Source organism: Brevibacillus reuszeri, assembly GCF_001187725.1.
In the GTDB taxonomy this organism is placed as follows: domain Bacteria; phylum Bacillota; class Bacilli; order Brevibacillales; family Brevibacillaceae; genus Brevibacillus; species Brevibacillus reuszeri.
In genome coordinates this window covers 447,046-466,119 of sequence record NZ_LGIQ01000005.1, presented here as the reverse complement: position 1 = coordinate 466,119, position 19,074 = coordinate 447,046, and the positions used below count along the sequence as shown (strand labels likewise).

The 19,074-nt window shown below is 46.4% G+C and carries 16 protein-coding genes and 1 other annotated feature; of the genes, 5 read left to right on the top strand and 11 right to left on the bottom strand.

Features of this window, described 5'->3' with window-relative positions:
- Positions 1-96: 96 nt before the first annotated feature.
- Positions 97-1,488, top strand: a complete 1,392-nt coding sequence (locus ADS79_RS05745; protein WP_049737454.1) for an amino acid permease — start codon at positions 97-99, stop codon at positions 1,486-1,488.
- Between the two features lie 211 nt (positions 1,489-1,699).
- Positions 1,700-2,578: a DMT family transporter gene (locus tag ADS79_RS05740; RefSeq protein WP_049737453.1), complete on the top strand. Its 879-nt coding sequence runs from the start codon at positions 1,700-1,702 to the stop codon at positions 2,576-2,578.
- Positions 2,579-2,584: 6 nt separating this feature from the next.
- Here ADS79_RS05740 and ADS79_RS05735 read toward each other — a convergent pair whose 3' ends face one another.
- Together ADS79_RS05735 and ADS79_RS05730 are read right to left on the bottom strand one after the other, a co-directional pair.
- Complete coding sequence (locus ADS79_RS05735; RefSeq protein ID WP_161807261.1) at positions 2,585-3,355, bottom strand: UPF0489 family protein; 771 nt, start codon at positions 3,353-3,355, stop codon at positions 2,585-2,587.
- Positions 3,356-3,517: 162 nt separating this feature from the next.
- A complete protein-coding gene (locus ADS79_RS05730; RefSeq protein WP_049737451.1) occupies positions 3,518-4,690 on the bottom strand; it encodes a PstS family phosphate ABC transporter substrate-binding protein in 1,173 nt (390 codons plus the stop codon).
- Positions 4,691-4,827: 137 nt separating this feature from the next.
- Between ADS79_RS05730 and ADS79_RS05725 the strand changes: the two genes are divergently transcribed.
- Positions 4,828-6,897, top strand: a complete 2,070-nt coding sequence (locus ADS79_RS05725) for a 5'-nucleotidase C-terminal domain-containing protein (protein ID WP_141260977.1) — start codon at positions 4,828-4,830, stop codon at positions 6,895-6,897.
- A 76-nt stretch (positions 6,898-6,973) separates the two neighbouring features.
- On the opposite strand, the gene ADS79_RS35205 is transcribed toward ADS79_RS05725, so the two are convergent.
- Positions 6,974-7,111: a hypothetical protein gene (locus ADS79_RS35205; protein WP_161807260.1), complete on the bottom strand. Its 138-nt coding sequence runs from the start codon at positions 7,109-7,111 to the stop codon at positions 6,974-6,976.
- 179 nt (positions 7,112-7,290) lie between these two features.
- On the opposite strand from ADS79_RS35205, the gene ADS79_RS05720 reads away from it, so the two are divergent.
- Positions 7,291-8,028, top strand: a complete 738-nt coding sequence (locus ADS79_RS05720; protein WP_049737450.1) for a cyclase family protein — start codon at positions 7,291-7,293, stop codon at positions 8,026-8,028.
- 58 nt (positions 8,029-8,086) lie between these two features.
- Here ADS79_RS05720 and htpG read toward each other — a convergent pair whose 3' ends face one another.
- Both htpG and ADS79_RS05710 read right to left on the bottom strand, forming a co-directional pair.
- Positions 8,087-9,967 (bottom strand): molecular chaperone HtpG, encoded by a 1,881-nt coding sequence (htpG, locus tag ADS79_RS05715; protein WP_049737449.1) that lies wholly within the window; start codon positions 9,965-9,967, stop codon positions 8,087-8,089.
- Between the two features lie 131 nt (positions 9,968-10,098).
- Entirely contained in the window at positions 10,099-10,809 is a 711-nt protein-coding gene (locus ADS79_RS05710) for a MerR family DNA-binding transcriptional regulator (RefSeq protein ID WP_049737448.1), read from the bottom strand.
- A gap of 198 nt (positions 10,810-11,007) precedes the next feature.
- Here ADS79_RS05710 and ADS79_RS05705 point away from each other — a divergent pair, with 198 nt between their 5' ends.
- A complete protein-coding gene (locus tag ADS79_RS05705; RefSeq protein WP_049737447.1) occupies positions 11,008-11,631 on the top strand; it encodes a DUF5701 family protein in 624 nt (207 codons plus the stop codon).
- Positions 11,632-11,720: 89 nt separating this feature from the next.
- Here ADS79_RS05705 and ADS79_RS05700 read toward each other — a convergent pair whose 3' ends face one another.
- From ADS79_RS05700 to ADS79_RS05675, 6 genes are all read right to left on the bottom strand, one after another.
- The gene (locus tag ADS79_RS05700) at positions 11,721-13,295 is read right to left on the bottom strand and encodes a catalase (protein ID WP_049737446.1); all 1,575 of its coding nucleotides are present in this window, start codon (positions 13,293-13,295) and stop codon (positions 11,721-11,723) included.
- Positions 13,296-13,463: 168 nt separating this feature from the next.
- Positions 13,464-15,014, bottom strand: coding sequence for a 2-isopropylmalate synthase (locus ADS79_RS05695; RefSeq protein ID WP_049737445.1), 1,551 nt, complete (start codon positions 15,012-15,014; stop codon positions 13,464-13,466).
- 102 nt (positions 15,015-15,116) lie between these two features.
- Positions 15,117-15,348, bottom strand: a binding site (T-box leader).
- A gap of 57 nt (positions 15,349-15,405) precedes the next feature.
- A complete protein-coding gene (locus tag ADS79_RS05690) occupies positions 15,406-16,260 on the bottom strand; it encodes a DNA alkylation repair protein (protein ID WP_049737444.1) in 855 nt (284 codons plus the stop codon).
- Positions 16,261-16,330: 70 nt separating this feature from the next.
- Positions 16,331-17,011: a Crp/Fnr family transcriptional regulator gene (locus tag ADS79_RS05685; protein WP_049737443.1), complete on the bottom strand. Its 681-nt coding sequence runs from the start codon at positions 17,009-17,011 to the stop codon at positions 16,331-16,333.
- A 176-nt stretch (positions 17,012-17,187) separates the two neighbouring features.
- On the bottom strand, positions 17,188-18,390 hold the full coding sequence (locus tag ADS79_RS05680; RefSeq protein ID WP_049737442.1) for an MFS transporter: 1,203 nt from the start codon (positions 18,388-18,390) through the stop codon (positions 17,188-17,190).
- A gap of 85 nt (positions 18,391-18,475) precedes the next feature.
- The gene (locus ADS79_RS05675) at positions 18,476-18,952 is read right to left on the bottom strand and encodes a MarR family winged helix-turn-helix transcriptional regulator (RefSeq protein WP_174769616.1); all 477 of its coding nucleotides are present in this window, start codon (positions 18,950-18,952) and stop codon (positions 18,476-18,478) included.
- Between the last annotated feature and the right edge of the window lie 122 nt (positions 18,953-19,074).

Genomic DNA, 19,074 nt, shown 5'->3' with positions numbered 1-19,074 from the left:
TTTAATTTGCAATTCACTGATTTATATTTATTATTAACATATATAAAATCATCTTACTTGCAAACTGCTTACACACACGAGAAAGTGGGGGATCATATGCAAGAACAAACACTAGAAAGAGGTCTGAAAAACAGACACGTACAATTAATCGCAATTGGTGGAGCTATTGGTACCGGATTATTTCTCGGCGCAGGTAAATCCATTCATTTGGCTGGACCCTCTATTTTATTTGCCTACCTGATTACCGGGATCATCTGTTTTTTAATCATGCGCGCGTTGGGAGAGCTGCTTCTATCGAATTTGAACTACCATTCTTTCGTTGATTTTGTCAAAGACTACTTGGGCAATATGGCAGCATTCGTTACCGGCTGGACGTACTGGTTTTGCTGGATCTCGATTGCCATGGCTGACTTGACTGCAGTCGGTCTCTATACCCAGTATTGGTTTCCAGAAGTACCGCAGTGGATGCCAGGATTAATTGCTCTCGTTGTGTTACTCGTTATGAACCTGGCGACTGTAAAGCTTTTTGGTGAAATGGAATTCTGGTTCGCATTAATCAAAGTCATCGCGATTCTCGGTTTAATTGTGATTGGACTCTTCATGATTATCAAAGGGTTCTCTACCAGTTCAGGTCCATCGAGCTTCGCCAATCTCTGGAGCCACGGAGGTATGTTCCCGAATGGGATAAACGGCTTCCTACTCTCATTCCAGATGGTCGTGTTTGCGTTCGTTGGTATTGAGCTCGTCGGTCTGACCGCCGGTGAAACCAAAGACCCTGAAAAAGTAATCCCGAAAGCAATCAACAACATCCCGATCCGTATCCTGATTTTCTACATCGGGGCATTGATCGTCATCATGAGCATTTATCCATGGAGCGCCATCGTTCCAACAGAGAGTCCATTTGTCCAAGTATTCGCGGTGATTGGTATCGCAGCAGCTGCTGGAATCGTTAACTTCGTCGTGCTCACATCGGCAGCTTCGGCATGTAACAGCGCCATCTTCAGTACAAGCCGGATGGTCTTCTCGCTGGCAAAAGAGAAAAATGCACCTGTCCCATTTACAAAGCTGACAGCAGGAAAAGTACCGTCCAATGCACTGTTCTTTTCCACGATTGTCATCCTGATTTCTGTCGTATTGAACTATGTCATGCCTGAAGGCGTATTTACCCTCATCACAAGCGTATCAACAGTTTGCTTCCTTTTTATTTGGGGAATTACGGTTATCTGTCACCTGAAATACCGGAAAACAAGACCGGATCTGGCAGCCGTAAATAAATTCAAGCTGCCCCTGTTTCCTTTCTCCAACTATTTGATACTTGTTTTCCTCGCGTTTATTCTCGTCGTTCTGGCACTGGCAGAAGACACGCGTGTGGCGTTATTCGTCACTCCAGTATGGTTTATTTTGCTGGTAGCGATTTACAAAATGCGCAAGCCAAATGCTGATCAAATCAATCATGGCAGCGTAGCAGATAATAAATCTGTAAGCTAAGTAAACGCAAGCATCCCGCTTTCACTTGAACTGGTGAGAGCGGGATATTTTTGTTTGGATGCCTTCTTCCTATATCTGTACCGGTACAATTAGTCTTTTTCTACATTGAAGAGCGGCCTCGCTCGACTTACGATGATGTCAAGGCGCCTGTGAATAATGAATAGCTTTGCCGCATTTTCAACCCATCTACTAAAAAGCGAGGACACCTCTTATGAATACAATCAATTACTTGCTCCTGCTTGGTATCGGAATCATCTGGGGCTCACAATTTTTCTTCGTCGATCTGGTTATCGGCTCTATTACGCCAATTACGCTAGCTGCGTACAAAGCCATGCTCGGCACTGTCACCCTTGCCATTCTCCATTTGTTTCATGGAAATAAAGAAAAACGGTCAGCTGGCCTTAGTCGAAAAGTGTGGAGCTTATTTATTTGGATTGCACTGCTTGAGGCTGTTATTCCTTTTATTTTGATCGGCTGGGGGCAGCAGTACATCAATAGCAGCACAGCTTCCATTTTGCTCGGTACAGTGCCGATTTTCACCCTGATCTTCATGAAAATAGCAACACCACGTGAGAAGCTTTCACCCTGGAAATGGGTCAGCATCTTCAGCGGCTTTGGAGGCTTGTGCTTGCTGTTTGGCCCTACTCTTTCCTCCCTTTCTTTTAGCGGAAATATAATGGGCTATTTAGCTCTCGTCGGAGCATCCATGAGCTTTGCGCTCTCTCTTATTTTACTGAAGCACCTGCCACCCATTTCATCGATTTTAGCCATGCGCAATGTTTTATTTGTTGCCTCGGTCCTTTTGCTGCCACTTGCCTTTCTCTTTGAAGATCCCTTTCACATCAGCTTGAGCTGGCAGCAGGTGATAGACGTCGTAATATTGGGTGTGGTTCAAGCCGGAATTGTCTACATGCTCTACAATACGCTCATTCGGCGCACGAACGCCGCGTTTGCATCCCTAACCAACTATTTGGTCCCTTTATTCGGTATCCTGCTCGGAACGCTCATTTTAGGTGATCAAGTAACATGGAACTCCATTGCCGCGCTTGTCGTAATTTTCATCTCTCTGGCCATAAGCGAAAAAAGATAGATCGCATTACCAGCGTTGTCCCGCCACAACGTCTAGCTCGAATGTCTCCAAAAATATCGCAAGTAAATAAGCGGCTTCCTCTTTTCCTCCGCAATACTCAGGAGAAAGAGCTACGGTAATCACATCCCATTGGTGAAGGTTACGCAAGGCCCGTAATTCGTCGCGAATCTGTGCTTCTGGCATGAGCTTGTGCTCAATTTCTTCGGATAAATTGAAATAATCAAGATCGAGATCGAGTATCTTGGTCTGCTTCGGGCTCCACGCCTGATCGTCACACTCGTTTAAAAAAGCAGGCACATCCATATAGCGCTGATGCTTATACGAGCAATCTTCGGGCAGTCTGGCGATGATGTTTTGACAGTTTTCATTTCGTTTATGAACGGCATCATAGCGAAGCATTTCTAGTGACAGCACCTCGTCATCCTGATGAGACACAAAAATCGTTTCTCCGATCGTGTCTCTTGCTACCGCTGCCCATATAAAATTATCGATTTGCATACAATCGGGCGGACATACACGCCCGCTCGCATAGTCGTGTCCTTGTGCCACGGTAATCAGCTGCTCGACGCTCTGCGCCTCATGCAAGCCCGGAACGAACACACCATCCGGGGTATCGTCCAAATGGGCATCCACATGCATCAGCAGTGACTTTGGTTGCAGATTCCCTTTCAGTCTTTCTATCTCCCATGCAGCAAATGCCCAGTTATGCTGCCGCATGAGATAGATTCGCTTTTCCGGAAAAGCAATTTTCCAATCAAAATCATGAAACCACTCCAAGTCTGTAACCTCCGATACAAGTACGCTTCTTTTTTTATTAATTGTAAAGCAAGCACGCATACCATTACTACTCATGCGCTAAGAATAGCTCGGAGATGACTGCTTTCGAAAAAAAACCAATCCCGATCAAGTCGGATTGGTTTTCTTGCTCCACATTATTTTCTATCGGGTAGCAGCTACGGGTGTATATCCCGTCTTTTCTACGAGAGACTGTCCCTGCTCGGACAATATCCACTCGATCAAATGTGGAACATTTGGATTTTTGCTGCCTGCGGTCACAGCGTAAAATTCTGCCGCAAATGGATACTCCCTATTCACGATGGTCCTCTTCTCCGGCATAACCCCGTTTATTTCAAGTAGTCGGATATTTCCGTTGTTCACCATCTCGGTAGCGAAAAACAAGAATGAATACCCGATCGCATTGCTGTAATTTTTATAGTTGGACGTTCTTTCAATAATTCCCCCCATTCCTCCTACTACATCATCTTGAGGCGGGGTCATGATTTTTTTGTAGGCCATGATCTTTTCCAGCATCGTCTGGCTCCCGCTGTTTTCTGGACGCTGGAAGGCACGAATTTCTTCATTTCGACCGCCTACCTCCTGCCAGTTCGTCATTTTGCCTCCATAAATGCTTTGGATTTGCTCCGTCGTCAGTCCCTTGACCGGATTTGCTGCGTTGACAAAAAACACGAAAGCCTCGCGTCCAATTGGGGTCAGCTTCAGCTCCACTCCCTTGCTTTTCGCTTCTTCCAGCTGCTGCTCCGATGGTCCAGCCACAAAGATGATATCTACATTGCCTTCCATCAGATTTTTGTAGGCCTCTGGCGTTTTACTCGCCATTACTTCACTATCGAATTGATCGTATTGCTTATCTGGATAAACCGCCTGGGCAACAGCAGCGTACAAGGGATACAGAGCAGTCGCTCCGTCCAGCTTCGGTAAATCGCCTTCCAGCTTGAGCACAGACGGCTCGTCTAGCTTAACGGCTTTGGTATTCTCCCGGTAAGGCCGATATTCTTCCAGATTAAAATCTTGCTCACTGACAGTTGGAATGCTGCTAATATACGCTTCCCTGATCTCATAGACTCCGGCAGACAGTGCTGCGAGAACGAAAAAGGCAGCTAGGGAGCGATTAAAAACGCGTGCACGAACCGGTATGAAAATGCGCCAGATGATAAATACGGCGAGTACACCCGTTACTATGATGATATATAGGGAGTAGAACTTCGTATCCTCAGAGAATAACGAAAAGAACATCGCTATGAACCCAAACAGTCCAAGGAAAAAAAGCAAGATCATACAAAGCATCATTTTCTCCAGCCAATTTACTTTCATGATGATTCACCTGATTTCCATTTTATGGTTTTCTAATATAAATATTTCGTTATATTTTTATTACTTTATATCGTTTGATTCTTATTTTTCTTTATAATGGGAAAGGTAACCAAATTGACTCACTTTAGGAGGACTTCATGAGGCAAAGAAAACACGTTACACTGCTCTTATCGTTTTTCCTGCTATTCTCTACGCTTTTTGCTAGTATGGCAGCTGCTCAAACCTACACGGTGAAAAAAGGGGATACCCTATGGCGCATTTCGAAAAATCACGGAACGACTGTTTCCGCCATGCAAGAGGTCAATCAACTGCCTGATGTAAACTTCCTGCGTATTGGACAAGTTCTCCAATTACCAGATGGGACTGTGGCAACAGCAGCTCCTGCGGCGAGACCAGCACCGACACAGCAAGCAGCAGCTACCTCAAAGCCAGTCCCGGCACCTAAGCCATCTGTAGCGCCTGCACCGGTTGCACCTACTCCAGTCGCAACTAAAGAACCTGACACAACCACCATCACGATTCTTGGTACATCTGATGTTCACGGCAACCTGTACGGATACGTGTATGAGGATGGAAAGGAAACCACAAACAACGGTCTGGCTCGAATCGCTACCTATGTAAATGAAGTAAAGAAAAACAATCCACATGTTCTACTTCTCGATAACGGCGATACATACCAAGGTAATATTTTGACCGACGATATTTATCGAAAAAAACCTGAAGTAATGCACCCAGTTTCAGTTGCGATGAATGCTATGAATTATGATGCGATGACATTAGGAAATCACGAGTTCAATTTTGGTCTCGACCTGATTAAGCGCATCGAAAAAGTAGTGAAATTCCCTGTCCTTGGCGCAAATATTACGACCAAGGATGGAAAGCCATTTGTGAAACCATATACGATTGCCCATGTAGATGGACTCAAAATTGGCATCATCGGCGTAACGACACCGAACGTTCCACGCTGGGATGGTGAAAAGGTAGACAGTCTTTCCTTCCAGCACATGGGTGAAACCGTGAAAAAATATGCCAAAGAGCTCCGCGAAGTAGAAAAGGTAGATTTGCTCATCGCGAGTGCTCACTCTGGAATGATTGCCGAGTTTGACGAGGACGGCGGATCAGATGCTGCCTCCAAAATTATCGAAATGGTTCCTGATCTGGATGCCCTGCTCGTAGGACATATGCACATCATCGTAAAAGATCAGGTTGGACAAACAGTCGTCGGTGGACCTCGCAACCTGGGACGCGATATCGTACGCTTCGATCTGACAGTGAAAAAAGAAGCTGGCAAAGCATCCGTCGTGGATCGCAAGGTAGAAGTTATCGATATGACTGGCTACGAGCCTGATCAAAAAATCAGAGATATCATCAAAGACGCCCATGAAGCAACGATCTCGTTCATTGCTGGTGGCGGCGGCGCTGGTGAGGCTGGTGGAAGCGGAGGTCTTTTTGGACAAGCAAGCGCGGACTTCCAGCCTGAAAATGAAATCAACGGAATTCCAGAAGGCAAGCTGAGAGACACTGCTGTTGTAGATCTCATTAATAAAGTACAATTGAAAGCAACGGGAGCAGACGTCTCCGCTGCAGCATTGTTCAAAGATACGTCCAACCTGAAAAAAGGCGATATCACCTACGCGAACATCTTTGATATCTACAAATTCGACAACACCCTGTATACCGTAAAAGTAACCGGCAAAGAACTGAAAGCGTACATGGAATGGTCAGCGAGCCACTATAACCAGTGGAAGGAAGGCGATATTTCCATCAGCTTCAATCCAGATGTACCGGGATATCTGTATGATATGTTTGCTGGCGTCGATTATAAAATTGATCTGTCCAAGCCAGCCGGAGAGCGTATTGTTGATGTCATGTACAAAGGAAAGCCTCTGTCTGATACAGAAGAGCTGAAGCTCGCAGTCAACAATTACCGCTACAGCAGTGGACTGAAAGCTCTCAAGCTCGTAAGTGCAAACCGAGACTGGGAATCTCCGCGCAGCATTCGTGACTATCTGGTGGAATACATTCAGGAACAAAAGGTAGTTTCCCCAGAGGTGGACAACAACTGGGAAGTCATCGGCATCGACCTCAGCAGTCCATACCGTGATGAAGTCATCAAGCTCGTGAACAATGGCAAGATTGAAGTGCCTTATGCAAAATCTTTGAATGTAAACGAGCTTTTGCAGGCAGGTATCATTCAAGCAAAATAAACGTAGCGACTCGTTTCGTAGGCATCCCGTTTTCACTTTATTTGTGGGGGCGGGATGCTTTTCTTTTATACAGCTACTACCGATTTGGAGGACGAGGAACCTGGATCAGCATTGGCACCTTTGCGGGCTTCTGTACCTGTGCAGCCTCGTACGAAGCAGGAGTCGTCCCCTCCACTAAAAACATGAGCGTCAAGGAAATGAGACCGAGCTTCATCCTGTCACCTCCATGATTTCTACTGAATAAGACGTTCTCCGCCAGTGTTTTGCCACATATTTACAACCATTTTATTCTCTTTTGTAATTTTTTTAATTCACACTTTGATACTCGGATATAAAAACGTGTAAGATAATGGTAACGATCAACTATACCAGGAACGAGGATGAGGTGGGCTTATGGCAAACGAATTAATCAGAGCATTCCAATTATTGAAAGAAAAAGAATGGGTGGACCTGACACATACATTTGGTCCGGAATCTCCTCATTTTGCCGCTTTTGCCGATGCTGAATTTACGACCTTATTCAATCATGATGACGGTTTTTTCGCTCAACGCTTTTCATTCGCTGGGCAGTACGGCACTCATTTAGATGCTCCGATTCATTTTGTTCGAAATAAACGGTTCTTGGATGAACTGGATTTGAAAGAACTGGTTCTGCCACTCGTTGTGATCGACAAATCCAAAGAAGCCGAAGCCAATCACGATTATTCCATAAGCATGGACGATGTTCTGAAGTTCGAGGATGAGCACGGCAAAATCGAGGAAGGAACGTTCGTAGCCCTGCGTACAGACTGGAGCAAGCGCTGGCCGGATAAAGAAGCCTTCAACAACAAGGATGCAGATGGCAATAACCATGCTCCTGGCTGGTCGCTTGAAGCTCTCCAGTTTTTATTCCAGGAAAGAAAAATCAAGGCAGTTGGCCATGAAACCTTTGATACAGACGCCAGTATCGATTACCTGAAAAACGGTGCACTGCTTGGTGAGTATTATGTACTTGAACAAGATACATACCAGGTAGAATTGTTGAAGAATTTGGACAAAGTCCCGGCAACTGGTGCAATCATTTTTAATATCGTACCCAAACCGGAAAAAGCATCCGGCTTCCCTGTCCGCTCCTTTGCCATTTTGCCGTAAACTCCGTACAGACATAAAAACACGCCCGCTTCCTCGCAGGCGTGTTTTTCTATCGCTTTTACACCATAATTTTGCAAATATCGTTTGTGAATTCAACCGGGTCTTGCAGCGGCAGGCCTTCGATCAAAAGCGCCTGGCTGTACAACAGATTCGTATACAGACTCAGCTTTTCCTTGTCGTTTGCAAAAGCGTCTTTCAACGATTGGAAAACGCTATGATGAAGATTGATCTCCAGCACCTTGTCTGCCTTCACATTCGGGTTGTTCGGCATCGCGTTCAAGATTTTTTCCATCTCAATCGTAACCTCACCCTCGGTAGACAAGCAAACCGGATGTGATTTCAAACGCTTGGAGGCTTTGACCTTGGTTACTTTGCCAGCCAGCTGGTCCGCCATATAAGCAAACAGCTCTTTGCTTTCCTCGGTCTCTGCATCCGCTTCCTTGTCGCTTTCATCTGCTTCAATCCCGAGATCGCTGCTGGATACGGATCTGAATTCTTTTTCCTTGTAGTTCATGATCATTTTGATCGCAAACTCATCGATGTCCTCAGTGAAATACAAGATCTCGTAGCCTTTATCTGCAACCAGCTCGGTTTGCGGCAGCTTGTCGATTCGCTCGATTGACTCTCCGGAAGCATAGTAGATGTATTTCTGATCCTCTGGCATACGGGATACGTATTCATCCAAGGTGACCAATGCCTTATCCTTGGAGGAGTAGAACATGATCAGGTCTTGCAAGACGTCCTTGTGCGTTCCGAAATCGCTGTAGATTCCGAATTTCAGCTGGCGTCCAAATGCTTTGTAGAACTGCTCGTACTTCTCGCGTTCATTTTTCAGCATGCTTTGCAGCTGGCTCTTGATTTTGCTTGTGATGTTTTTCGCGATCAGCTTCAGTTGACGGTCATGCTGGAGCATCTCTCTGGAAATGTTGAGCGACAAACTCTCTGAATCTACCATCCCTTTAACAAAGCTGAAATAGTCCGGGAGCAGATCGGCGCATTTGTTCATGATCAGCACACCATTGGCATACAGCTCCAAGCCTTTTTCAAACTCCTTGGAATAGTAGTCAAATGGAATGTTCTCCGGGATGTAGAGGATTGCCTGATAGACAGCTGCCCCATCCGCACTGATATGAATATGTTTGAGTGGCTTATCAAAGCCATAGTGCTTGCTGGTGTAGAATTGCTCGTAATCTTCATCCGTCAGCTCGTTCTTGTTTTTACGCCAGATCGGAACCATGCTGTTGACGTTTTGCTCTTCTACGTACTCTTCAAACTCGTTCTCGCTGCCTTCGACAGGTCGCTGTTGAACGACGTCCATTTTAATCGGGTAACGGATAAAGTCGGAGTATTTTCTGATAATCCCTTTGAGGCGGTACTCTTCCAGATACTCGTCGTAGCTTTCTTCTTCAGCATTCTCTTTGATTTTCAACGTGATTTCTGTACCGACAAAATCACTTTCCCATGGTTCGATCGTGTAGCCATCTGCCCCGCTCGATTCCCACTTGTAGGCGCTATCGCTGCCAAGTGCTTTACTGATCACCGTAACGACATCCGCGACCATAAAAGCAGAATAAAAGCCCACGCCGAATTGACCAATGATGTTGTAGCCGTCTTTGGATTCATTCTCTTTTTTGAACGACAACGAACCGCTCTTGGCGATCACACCGAGGTGGTTTTCCAGCTCGTCTTTGGTCATACCAATTCCGGTGTCGCGAATTGTCAACGTCCGGTTTTCCTTGTCCACGCTTACCTTGATAAAATACTTCTCTTTATCAAAAACCAGGCTCTCATCTGTTAGCGCTTTGTAGTAAATCTTGTCGATCGCATCACTCGCATTGGAGATAAGCTCACGGAGAAAGATTTCTTTTTGCGTATAGATGGAGTTGATCATCATATCCAATAGTCGGGTAGATTCTGCTTGAAACTGTTTCTTTTCCATCGGAATTGCTCCCTTCTCAGCTACGTCATGAAAGAGTTTTTTTGATTATAGTGTTATGTTAGCACTCTCGCTACGAGAGTGCTATTCATTATTTTTATAGCAGTCTTCCATTTTTCTGTCAATACGTATCCTTACTCTATTAGATGAAGGGATCGGCACAAGGCATACAAATAGTACATGCCACGTAGTTGTTTTTGATTCATCTTGTCTAAATATTGCGTCGTCTCTTGGGCAATTTTTCTCGCGTGGGCTACATCTTCATGATTCAGTTCTGCGATAGCCTGTTTGAGCTGAACAACCGTATCTGAATAAACAGCCGAACGCAATGTGCGCAAGAGCGAAATTTTGCGCAGCTGCGAGCGATTGATCCAGCGGTAGCCATTTTGCGGGTCACGCGCCAAAGTGATCAGCCCTATCTTTTCCCAGTGACGTATGGTTGAGGCGGGAATCGAGGTCTTTGCGGAAGCCTCTCCGATCGTCATCCACTCTTGCTCTGTGCTCTCTTCCCTGCTGCTCGTCTCCTTTTCTTGGCTTTCAAGCATCTGAATATTGCTCTTTGCCAGCTGTCGATCACGGTACAAATTCGCTTGTGAATTCGTAACCAGCCAGAGGACAGAATCCATCTTCTTTGCTTGCAGCCCCCGAACGACCTGTACGGTTATTTCCATCCCAAAACCTAGAGACATCGCCTCAATACATTCGAAATAAGCGAGATGTTCCTCTGTGTAAATCCGATATCCGGCCTGGGAGCGCTGACAGGGTGGAACCAGTCCTTGTCTCTCATAATTACGTAAGGTACTCGTGCTCAGTCCAAGTCTCCTCGAGATGTCGATCGGCCTCATCAATCGTGATCACCTCACGTTCCATTTCCTCATAAGCTTAAAGCTTGGTTATAAGGTTATTGTAGTATAAGTACATTTATTAAGCACTTTATATCACCAATGCTTCCAATTAGCTTCACTGTTGTAAGATAAAATCGTATTCGCAAAACAGCTACAGAAAAAGATCATTGTGAGACTTGAAGGAGAGGACCGTGCCGTATGTTGCAGCAAGAATTTGAGCGTCAGATCAACAATTTCATTCAGAAAGGCTATCTCAGTATCACAGGCCATAGTGAAGAGGACTTCCGAAAGCAACTCGAACCTCTCCGCAAAAAGGTCGTGGAGCTGGAACATGCTGGGGTATCCGCCCAAAAGGGGAAGGTTCCGTTCGTCATCGTGATCAAACGTGATTGGATAGACTCGGAACGAGCGATGCAACTAGTGGAAAGAAAAAATAAAGTCGGGTTTAGCATCATGGCTTCTGAGGAAATCAATCGTTTTACATCAATCAAAGGAATTGAACTGCCTGAAGGGATAGCCTATTTGCTCGTCGATATCGATACAGGGCAAGAAATGCTGAATGTCACCCCGAATCAAGCGATGGAGATGATCAAAAACGAAAATCGCTCTCCGTTAACAATCGAAGAGGGAGTTGCCCTGATCACCCATTTTCCCGAGGTAGTAAAGAAAAATAACGGTTTTTCTCTGCTCGGTTCTCGCTGCGGCGATAAGAGAGTGACTGCTTTATGGATTAGTGAGGGCAGGCCAAAGCTCGGCTGGTGTTGGGCAGGCAATCCTCATACGTGGCTGGGTTCGGCATCTTGTCAGTACCGCTTTGGATGAACAAACAGTTTGGCTATTCATGGCAGCCAACTAATGAAAAAAGCAGCCAAGAGGACTGTCCTTATTCCTCCTGGCTGCTAACTATTTTCTTAATACGGCTCTGCTTCATGCCCCTTCTGCACTGCCTCTTGTGGCGCTTTATCTCCGCCCCGGTTCCCCAGCGGCTTTTGGCTGGAGCCGCTCTTCACCGCTTTTTCCAAGCCTTCCCGCAGCCGTTTGCCGTATTCCCCATCGGCTTCCTCGGCGAGTGCAATCATTTTCTTTTGAATCCGCTCATCACAGGGAGCGAGGTCAGCGACCAGATTGGAGATCAGATCGTCTTTTTCCCATGCCTCAAATTTGCGGTACGTCTCCCCTGCTTGCTTCGTGTTGCTTTTCCGGTCGATCGATGCACGGACCAGCTCACCCTCAATGAACGGAGTGTATTCTTTTCCTGGCTGAACCGCTTCCTTTAGCCCGCCCAAAATCGACGGTTCATAATTGATATGCGGGTTTTGCCCAGGTGCGAGATCGACTTTGTATTGCATTTGACCACCTCGCTGATTTGTCGCTACCTGTTTTTTGGGGGCATTGATCGGCAGCTGCAAATAGTTCGGACCCACACGATAGCGCTGTGTATCGGAATAGGAAAACGTGCGGCCTTGCAGCATTTTGTCATCTGAGAAGTCAAGTCCGTCTACCAGAACACCCGTACCGAATGCGGCCTGCTCGACCTCTGTAAAATAGTCTTCCGGATTTTTATTCAGTACCATTTTCCCAACTGGCAGCCAAGGGAACTTATCCTCTGGCCACAGCTTCGTATCGTCGAGTGGATCAAAATCGAGCTCTGGGTGCTCTCCATCGCTCATGATTTGGACGAGCAGCTCCCATTCGGGATACTCCCCACGCTCAATCGCTTGGTATAAATCCTGTGTTGCATGATTGAAATTTGTCGCTTGAAGCTCGCTCGCTTCTTTCTGCGTCAGGTTTTTGATGCCTTGCTTCGGTTCCCAGTGGTATTTCACCAGGACGGCTTCTCCCTCACTGTTTACCCATTTGTATGTGTTCACACCAGAGCCTTGCATCATCCGATAGTTCGCAGGAATCCCCCAAGGCGAATACACAAAGGTCACCATGTGAAAGGCTTCAGGAGAGCTGGCACAAAAATCAAAGAAACGCTCGCCATCTTGAATGTTGGTCAGCGGATCTGGTTTAAACGCATGAATCATATCCGGGAATTTCATCGCATCGCGGATAAAGAAAATCTTCAGGTTGTTTCCGACCAGGTCCCAGTTACCGTCTTCAGTATAAAACTTGACGGCAAAGCCACGGGGATCGCGCAAGGTTTCCGGGGAATGACCTCCATGAATAACCGAGGAAAAGCGGACGAATACCGGGGTTTGCTTGCCCTTTTCCTGAAACAGCTTGGCCCTCGTATATTTGGACACCGGCTCGTTACCTACCGCTCCATATGCCTCGAAATACCCGTGCGCCCCGGCTCCTCGGGCATGAACGACACGCTCGGGAATCCGCTCGCGATCAAAATGGCTGATTTTTTCGATGAAATCGTAATTTTCCAATGTACCCGGTCCGCGATTGCCGACGGTTCGGATGTTTTGATTATTTGTGATGGGATGTCCTTGCCGATTCGTCAAAATCTGGTTGTCTTGCGGCTCTTTCGTCACCTGTAGCCCTCCTGAATCGTTGTAGTCGAACCGTTCCGATACAAGCCATATTTTGCCACTAGGACTGGATAAATATTCTGGTTCGCTTTCATTTCGTATAAGCAAAAAACCCATTGGCGTGCCAACGGGTTTTGCGGTCCTGTCATGTGTACTCGTCCTATTACGAAATTAATTCACTGGGCTGAGGCTCTCGTTTGTTACATCAAGCAAAACAGCATTGATTCCGTTTAAGAAGGCCATTGCACTCGCCTTGATGATATCGGTGTCCATCGCGCGGCCGGAATAAACTTTGTCTTGGTAAGCGATGCGGATGTTGACCCGTCCAATCGCTTCCTTTCCTCTGGACAAGCTGTTGATTTTGTAATCCTTGAGCTCTACATCCAGTCCGACCAATGTTTTGATGACCGTATACAGAGCATCGATTGGACCGTCTCCAACAGCACTGTCCTTGAAGATTTCTCCACCCTTGCGCAGTTTTACGGTAGCTGTCGGATAAACGTCATTGGTGACGACCTGGAAGGCTTCCAGCTCATACAGATGACCGCTGCTTACATCCATCATCCGGTGATTCGTCACTAGGTAGAACACATCGTGGTCGTATACTTCTTTTTTGGAGTCAGCCAATTTGAGGAACTTATCGAACAGCACCTCAAAGTCTTCGGCGTCGCCAATCTCAAAGCCCATCTTTTCGACGGCATTTTTAAAAGCATGGCGTCCAGAACGAGCCGTCAGAATCAATTCCATGCTCTCTGCTCCGACCTCTTCCGGCTCGATAATTTCGTATACCTGCTTATCCTTCAGCAAGCCATCCTGGTGAATACCGGAGGAATGGGCAAAAGCATTTTCACCCGTAATGGCTTTGTTTACCTGAACGTCCAGACCTGTCAGGTATGTAAGCAGACGGGAAGTACGCAGTAGCTCTGGCGTCTTGATACCAGTAGAGGCTTGGTAGAAGTTCTCTCTCACCTTGAGACCCATTACTACTTCCTCCAGTGATGTATTACCAGCCCGCTCACCCAATCCGTTGATTGTACACTCTACTTTTTCTGCACCATTCTTGATCGCACTGAGTGTATTGGCTGTCGCCATCCCAAGGTCATTATGACAATGGACACTGAGAATCACGTCGGGATTGAGGTTTTTCAAGCGGTCATTAATGCGACGGATCAAATCGCCGAATTCCTCAGGAACCGCGTAGCCGACCGTATCTGGCACGTTAATGATCGTCGCGCCAGCTTTAACAACAGCCTCTATCGTTTTCCACAAATATTCAAACTCCGACCGCGATGCATCCTCTGTCGAGTATTGCACGTGCGGGAGTAATGTTTTCGCATATTTTACCGCGTCTACCCCTTGCTGCATAACAGCATCCTTAGAGCGGTTGAATTTCTTTTCCACATGTATGTTCGATGTGCCTAAGACGATATGAATGAACGGATTTTGCGCAAGCTTGATGCTATTGTATACGGCATCGATATCGCCTTTGACTGCACGTGCCAGGGCAGTAATGGAAACGGCATCTCCAACACTGCGTGCAATTTCCTGTACCGCTTGAAAATCACCTTCAGATGAGGCAGGAAAACCGGCTTCGATCATGTCTACGCGAAGACGCTTTAGCTGCTGGGCAAACTCTACCTTTTGATTGACGTTCAGCTTGGCGCCCGGAACTTGCTCCCCGTCGCGCAGAGTCGTATCCAACACGATAATTTTACGGTTCATCTTCATTTCCTCCTAGACCATGTTTTTTCTTTATCAGTTCTATATATCAAGCGGGGTTGGTTAAACCCGGAATTTAACCAACAAAAAAACCCCGTCTCTATGTATAGAGACGAGGTTGAACCCGCGGTACCACTCTAATTCATTTCATTTAAGAAATGAGCTCATTCGATGGCCATCACCATCTATCCCTGTAACGGTGGAATTCCGGCTTACCCTACATTGTCAGGCAGCTGTTCATAGATGAGTTCGAAGTGAATTCTACTACCGTTTCGCACCAACCAACGGCTCTCTGAAAGATCATTGCACTTCTACTATTTCTAATCGTAACATTTGATTGTTTGATTATTGGAAATAATATCGCATTCATTCTGTGTTGTCAACACATGAAATTTCACTTTTTCATCAGGCTTCTTTGGGCTCTCGTCACAATCCGTATTGTTTCTTTTGAATTTGATCGCTCCAGCCATTCAGCGCATACCTGTTGTACCCAATCTGGCTTTGTTTTACTCGCATCATTCAACCAATTGGCTACAGAGTCTTGAACATACCTGGAAGAATCGGCTTTGACAGCCTCCAGCAGGGGTAGCCCCAGCTCTGGATTTTCTTTCAACTCAGGAATATGCTTTGCCCAAACCCCTCGGGGACGGGTCGCTTCTACCGCGAATCTCCTGATGTTTGGATCTTCCTCCTGCACCCACTCTGCGAGGAATGTGATTGCTTCCATCACTTCCTGTGACAGAGACTCCCTGACAGCCATCCAGGAGATTTCGCGTACGCCAAAGTGAGCATCGGCAGCAAATGGCCGCATCGTTTCCAGCTTTTCTGCCAAGCCCAATTGTGGGTCAAGCCCGATCATATAGGCAGCCCAGCAGCGTACACTATCTGATTCGTGAGTTGCCAAGCCATGAAAAATACGCTGTTGATCGTTTGTACTGAATGTTTCAAGCAACTGCAGCCATTCGCTTGCAATCGCCGGGATTATTTTCATGATCCTTGTTTCGCTCCATTGACTGCATCGTTGCAGCATGGGGTCTACTTCTTTTCGCAAATCGAGCTCGTCGACAATAACGCTGAGCAGCTGCAAATGATCAATCGCCAGCCACTCTGTCAAATTAACCGACTGTATTTGCCCCTTTTGCAGAAGTTTGATGACATCTTCAGGAATCTCTTCAACCTTTCGCGCACCTTTTCGGAGTAAAACTTCATCCAACGTAGCTTGCAGTTTTTGAACGGGCTTCTTCGTCATCCGCTAAACACCTCATGCCTGTTTTTTTACTAGCATACGGCGAACTCGGTATGTGCGGATGTAAGGTAGATTACAGCTTTCGCGCGACAAACAAGTCACGATGGACAGCAATTATTTTAAATCCTGTCCTGATTCGTTTGTCTTTCGCAAGCTCTTGTATCGACACGGACACAGCTTCTCGCGTCGCTCCAACCAAATTGGCGATTTCTTGATGGGAGAGGGAGTAGTTGATCTGGTAATAATCATCGTTTTCGGTAACGCCAAATTGATCCGCCAGCTTCAGTAGCACAAACACAATTTTTTCATGCAAATTACCAATAGCTAAATTCTCCGTTAATTGACTCATCCCGTTAATCCGCTCACTCAACACTTTTAACAGGTTCATCATAAATCCAGGGCGGTGGATAATGAACGACTCGAATCGGTCTCGATTCATCAGGCAAATATGGCTTTCCTCGATCGCTTCGATGTAATTTTCACGTGTCCCGAGTGAGAGCACATCCATTTCACCGAACACATTTCCTTCCCCAAGAATATCTGAGGTAAATTGCTTTCCTTCGGCGCTCAGCTTATACAGGCGCACCTTGCCCTTCTTTATGAAGTAAAATCCTTCTCGATAGGTTTCAGGGGTTTGAATGAACGTATTCTTTTGGAAAACCGTAATGGATGTTAGCTGATCCATTTCCAGTAAATCTTTGGTCGAAAGCTCTTTGAGCAAATTGAATTGCGATAAATATTGAATGTAGTCCATTGAATCCCCTCACAGTTATTCCGAGCTGTTGTTCACTAAGTTGTTCGAAAGCATGACAGGTCTCCATATGTTTTTCCACAAACCTTCATCGTTCCCCTTCCTCCTCTAATTGGAATGCCTTCATTGAACGTCATGGATCGTTATCCAGGCGCAGTGCCGAAGCAAGTTTCTTGCTGTCACTGCGCAGCATTTTTACTTTCAGGAGCGTCTTCACGGATTAACGACGCCGCTACTAAGCCAAGAGTCAGGATCAGCGCCAGCAAAAAGAACGTTTGAGTATAGCTCCCCATCTCCATGAAGCGAATCGAGATTATCGGGCCCAGGCTCGTTCCCGCAAACAGGATAAACGTATAAACGGAAACGGCAATCCCGCGAGACTTCCCTCCCAATTGACCCACGAGTGCTACGAGAGATGGTACAGCCAACGCGATTCCAACAACAAACAGGACGCTGATTACGAGTAAAAGCGGAAGAGATGTGGTCAACCCCATGGCTGCGAGTCCACCAATCGCGAGGGCAAGGGCAAAGCGCAGCAAGGAACGCACACTAAATTGTCTCGTCAGTTTACCAGCGAGCGGTGAGATCAACATCCCGAAAACCCCGACTGCCCGGACATAAATCATTTCTTGTGCATTCATCCCGAAATCAGGGCCGCTCAAATAGGAGCCAAGCACGATGTACATGCTCACAAAAGACATAAGGAGCACCAGTGCTATCAAATAGCTGAGCAGCAGGTTTTTTTGTCGGATCACATCACTGATTTGCTTCAGAGGCTGCAAAATGCTCGTATGGGCTTGCTGGACCTCCCCTTTTGGCAAGCAGCGAAATACAATCAGAGCAGTGATGCCATACACAGCAGCAAGTAAATAAAAGACGTGATGCCAGCTGTACATTTGACTGACCCATGAGCTGAACACTTGCCCGATTATTCCTGCCACGAGAAAACCTGTACTGATAAATCCGATGGTAGTCACCCTTTTGTCTACAGGAAACATTTCTACGGCATAAGCCAGAGCTACTGGCGAAAAGGAGGCTGCCGCTGCTCCCTGCAATCCTCGCAGGACAATGATCCACGAAAACTGCTCCACGCTTCCAAGCAGCAACGTAATCAGCGCCAAAGTAATCATTCCGGTAAAAATGACCTGCTTGCGCCCATACTTATCCGAAATCGCTCCATAGAGCAGGCAACCGATAGCAAATCCGAGCGAAAAGACGCTCCCCGTAGCCGCTGATTCTGTCAACGTTTTTTGATAAAGCTCCGCAAACATTGGTAGTAAAGGAATCGTCACGTACAAGCTCGTCATGACAACCATGCCGGCCCAGCATAGTATCGCGGTCATGATCGGATAATTCCGATTTCCGATAGGTCTGCTTCCCATCAAAACGCACCTCTTTCTCTCTTTTGACTAAAAAATGTAGCTGCAATATTATAGTTAGATAATCTAATTATCATTCGAAAAAAATTTATCTTCCTACCCCTAAACGACTCTCTATTACGCTATTCAGCTTTACCAGTACTTTCTCGAATACTTTTTGCTCTTCTGGCTCAAGGTCTTTGACTAGCGAGGAACAGGTCAACCAAAAGGTAGGGAGAACCTCTGCAACCAATGCGCGCCCTTCTGCTGTAATCCGAACATGAACCATGCGGCGGTCTGTGGAGCTCTGCTCTCTGGCAATCCAATTTCTCTTCTCCAGCCAATCCAGCAGGGCTGTTACCGAAGCCCGTCGAATCCCGAGACGATCGGCAATTGCAGAAGGAGTGATCTGTTCCCTCCCCTCATGAAGCGTCAACAGCAGCAGCAAATCAAACTTGCTTTCCGTTATGTTATACGCTGCCAAATCCAGATCAATGACGTCCAGTATATTGTCCGAAAGCCAGACCATTAATAGCCCCATTTGGGCTTCATGCTTATTGGTATCGCTGGAAGCCGTTTTGTCCATCAGCTCCAGATAGGGCTGCACTCCCAGCTTGGGCAAAGCTTGGGCCGCTGCATGATCGTTTTGATTTTTCTTGCGCACATGCTCACCTCGAAACAATAAATTAGATTATCTAACTATATTCA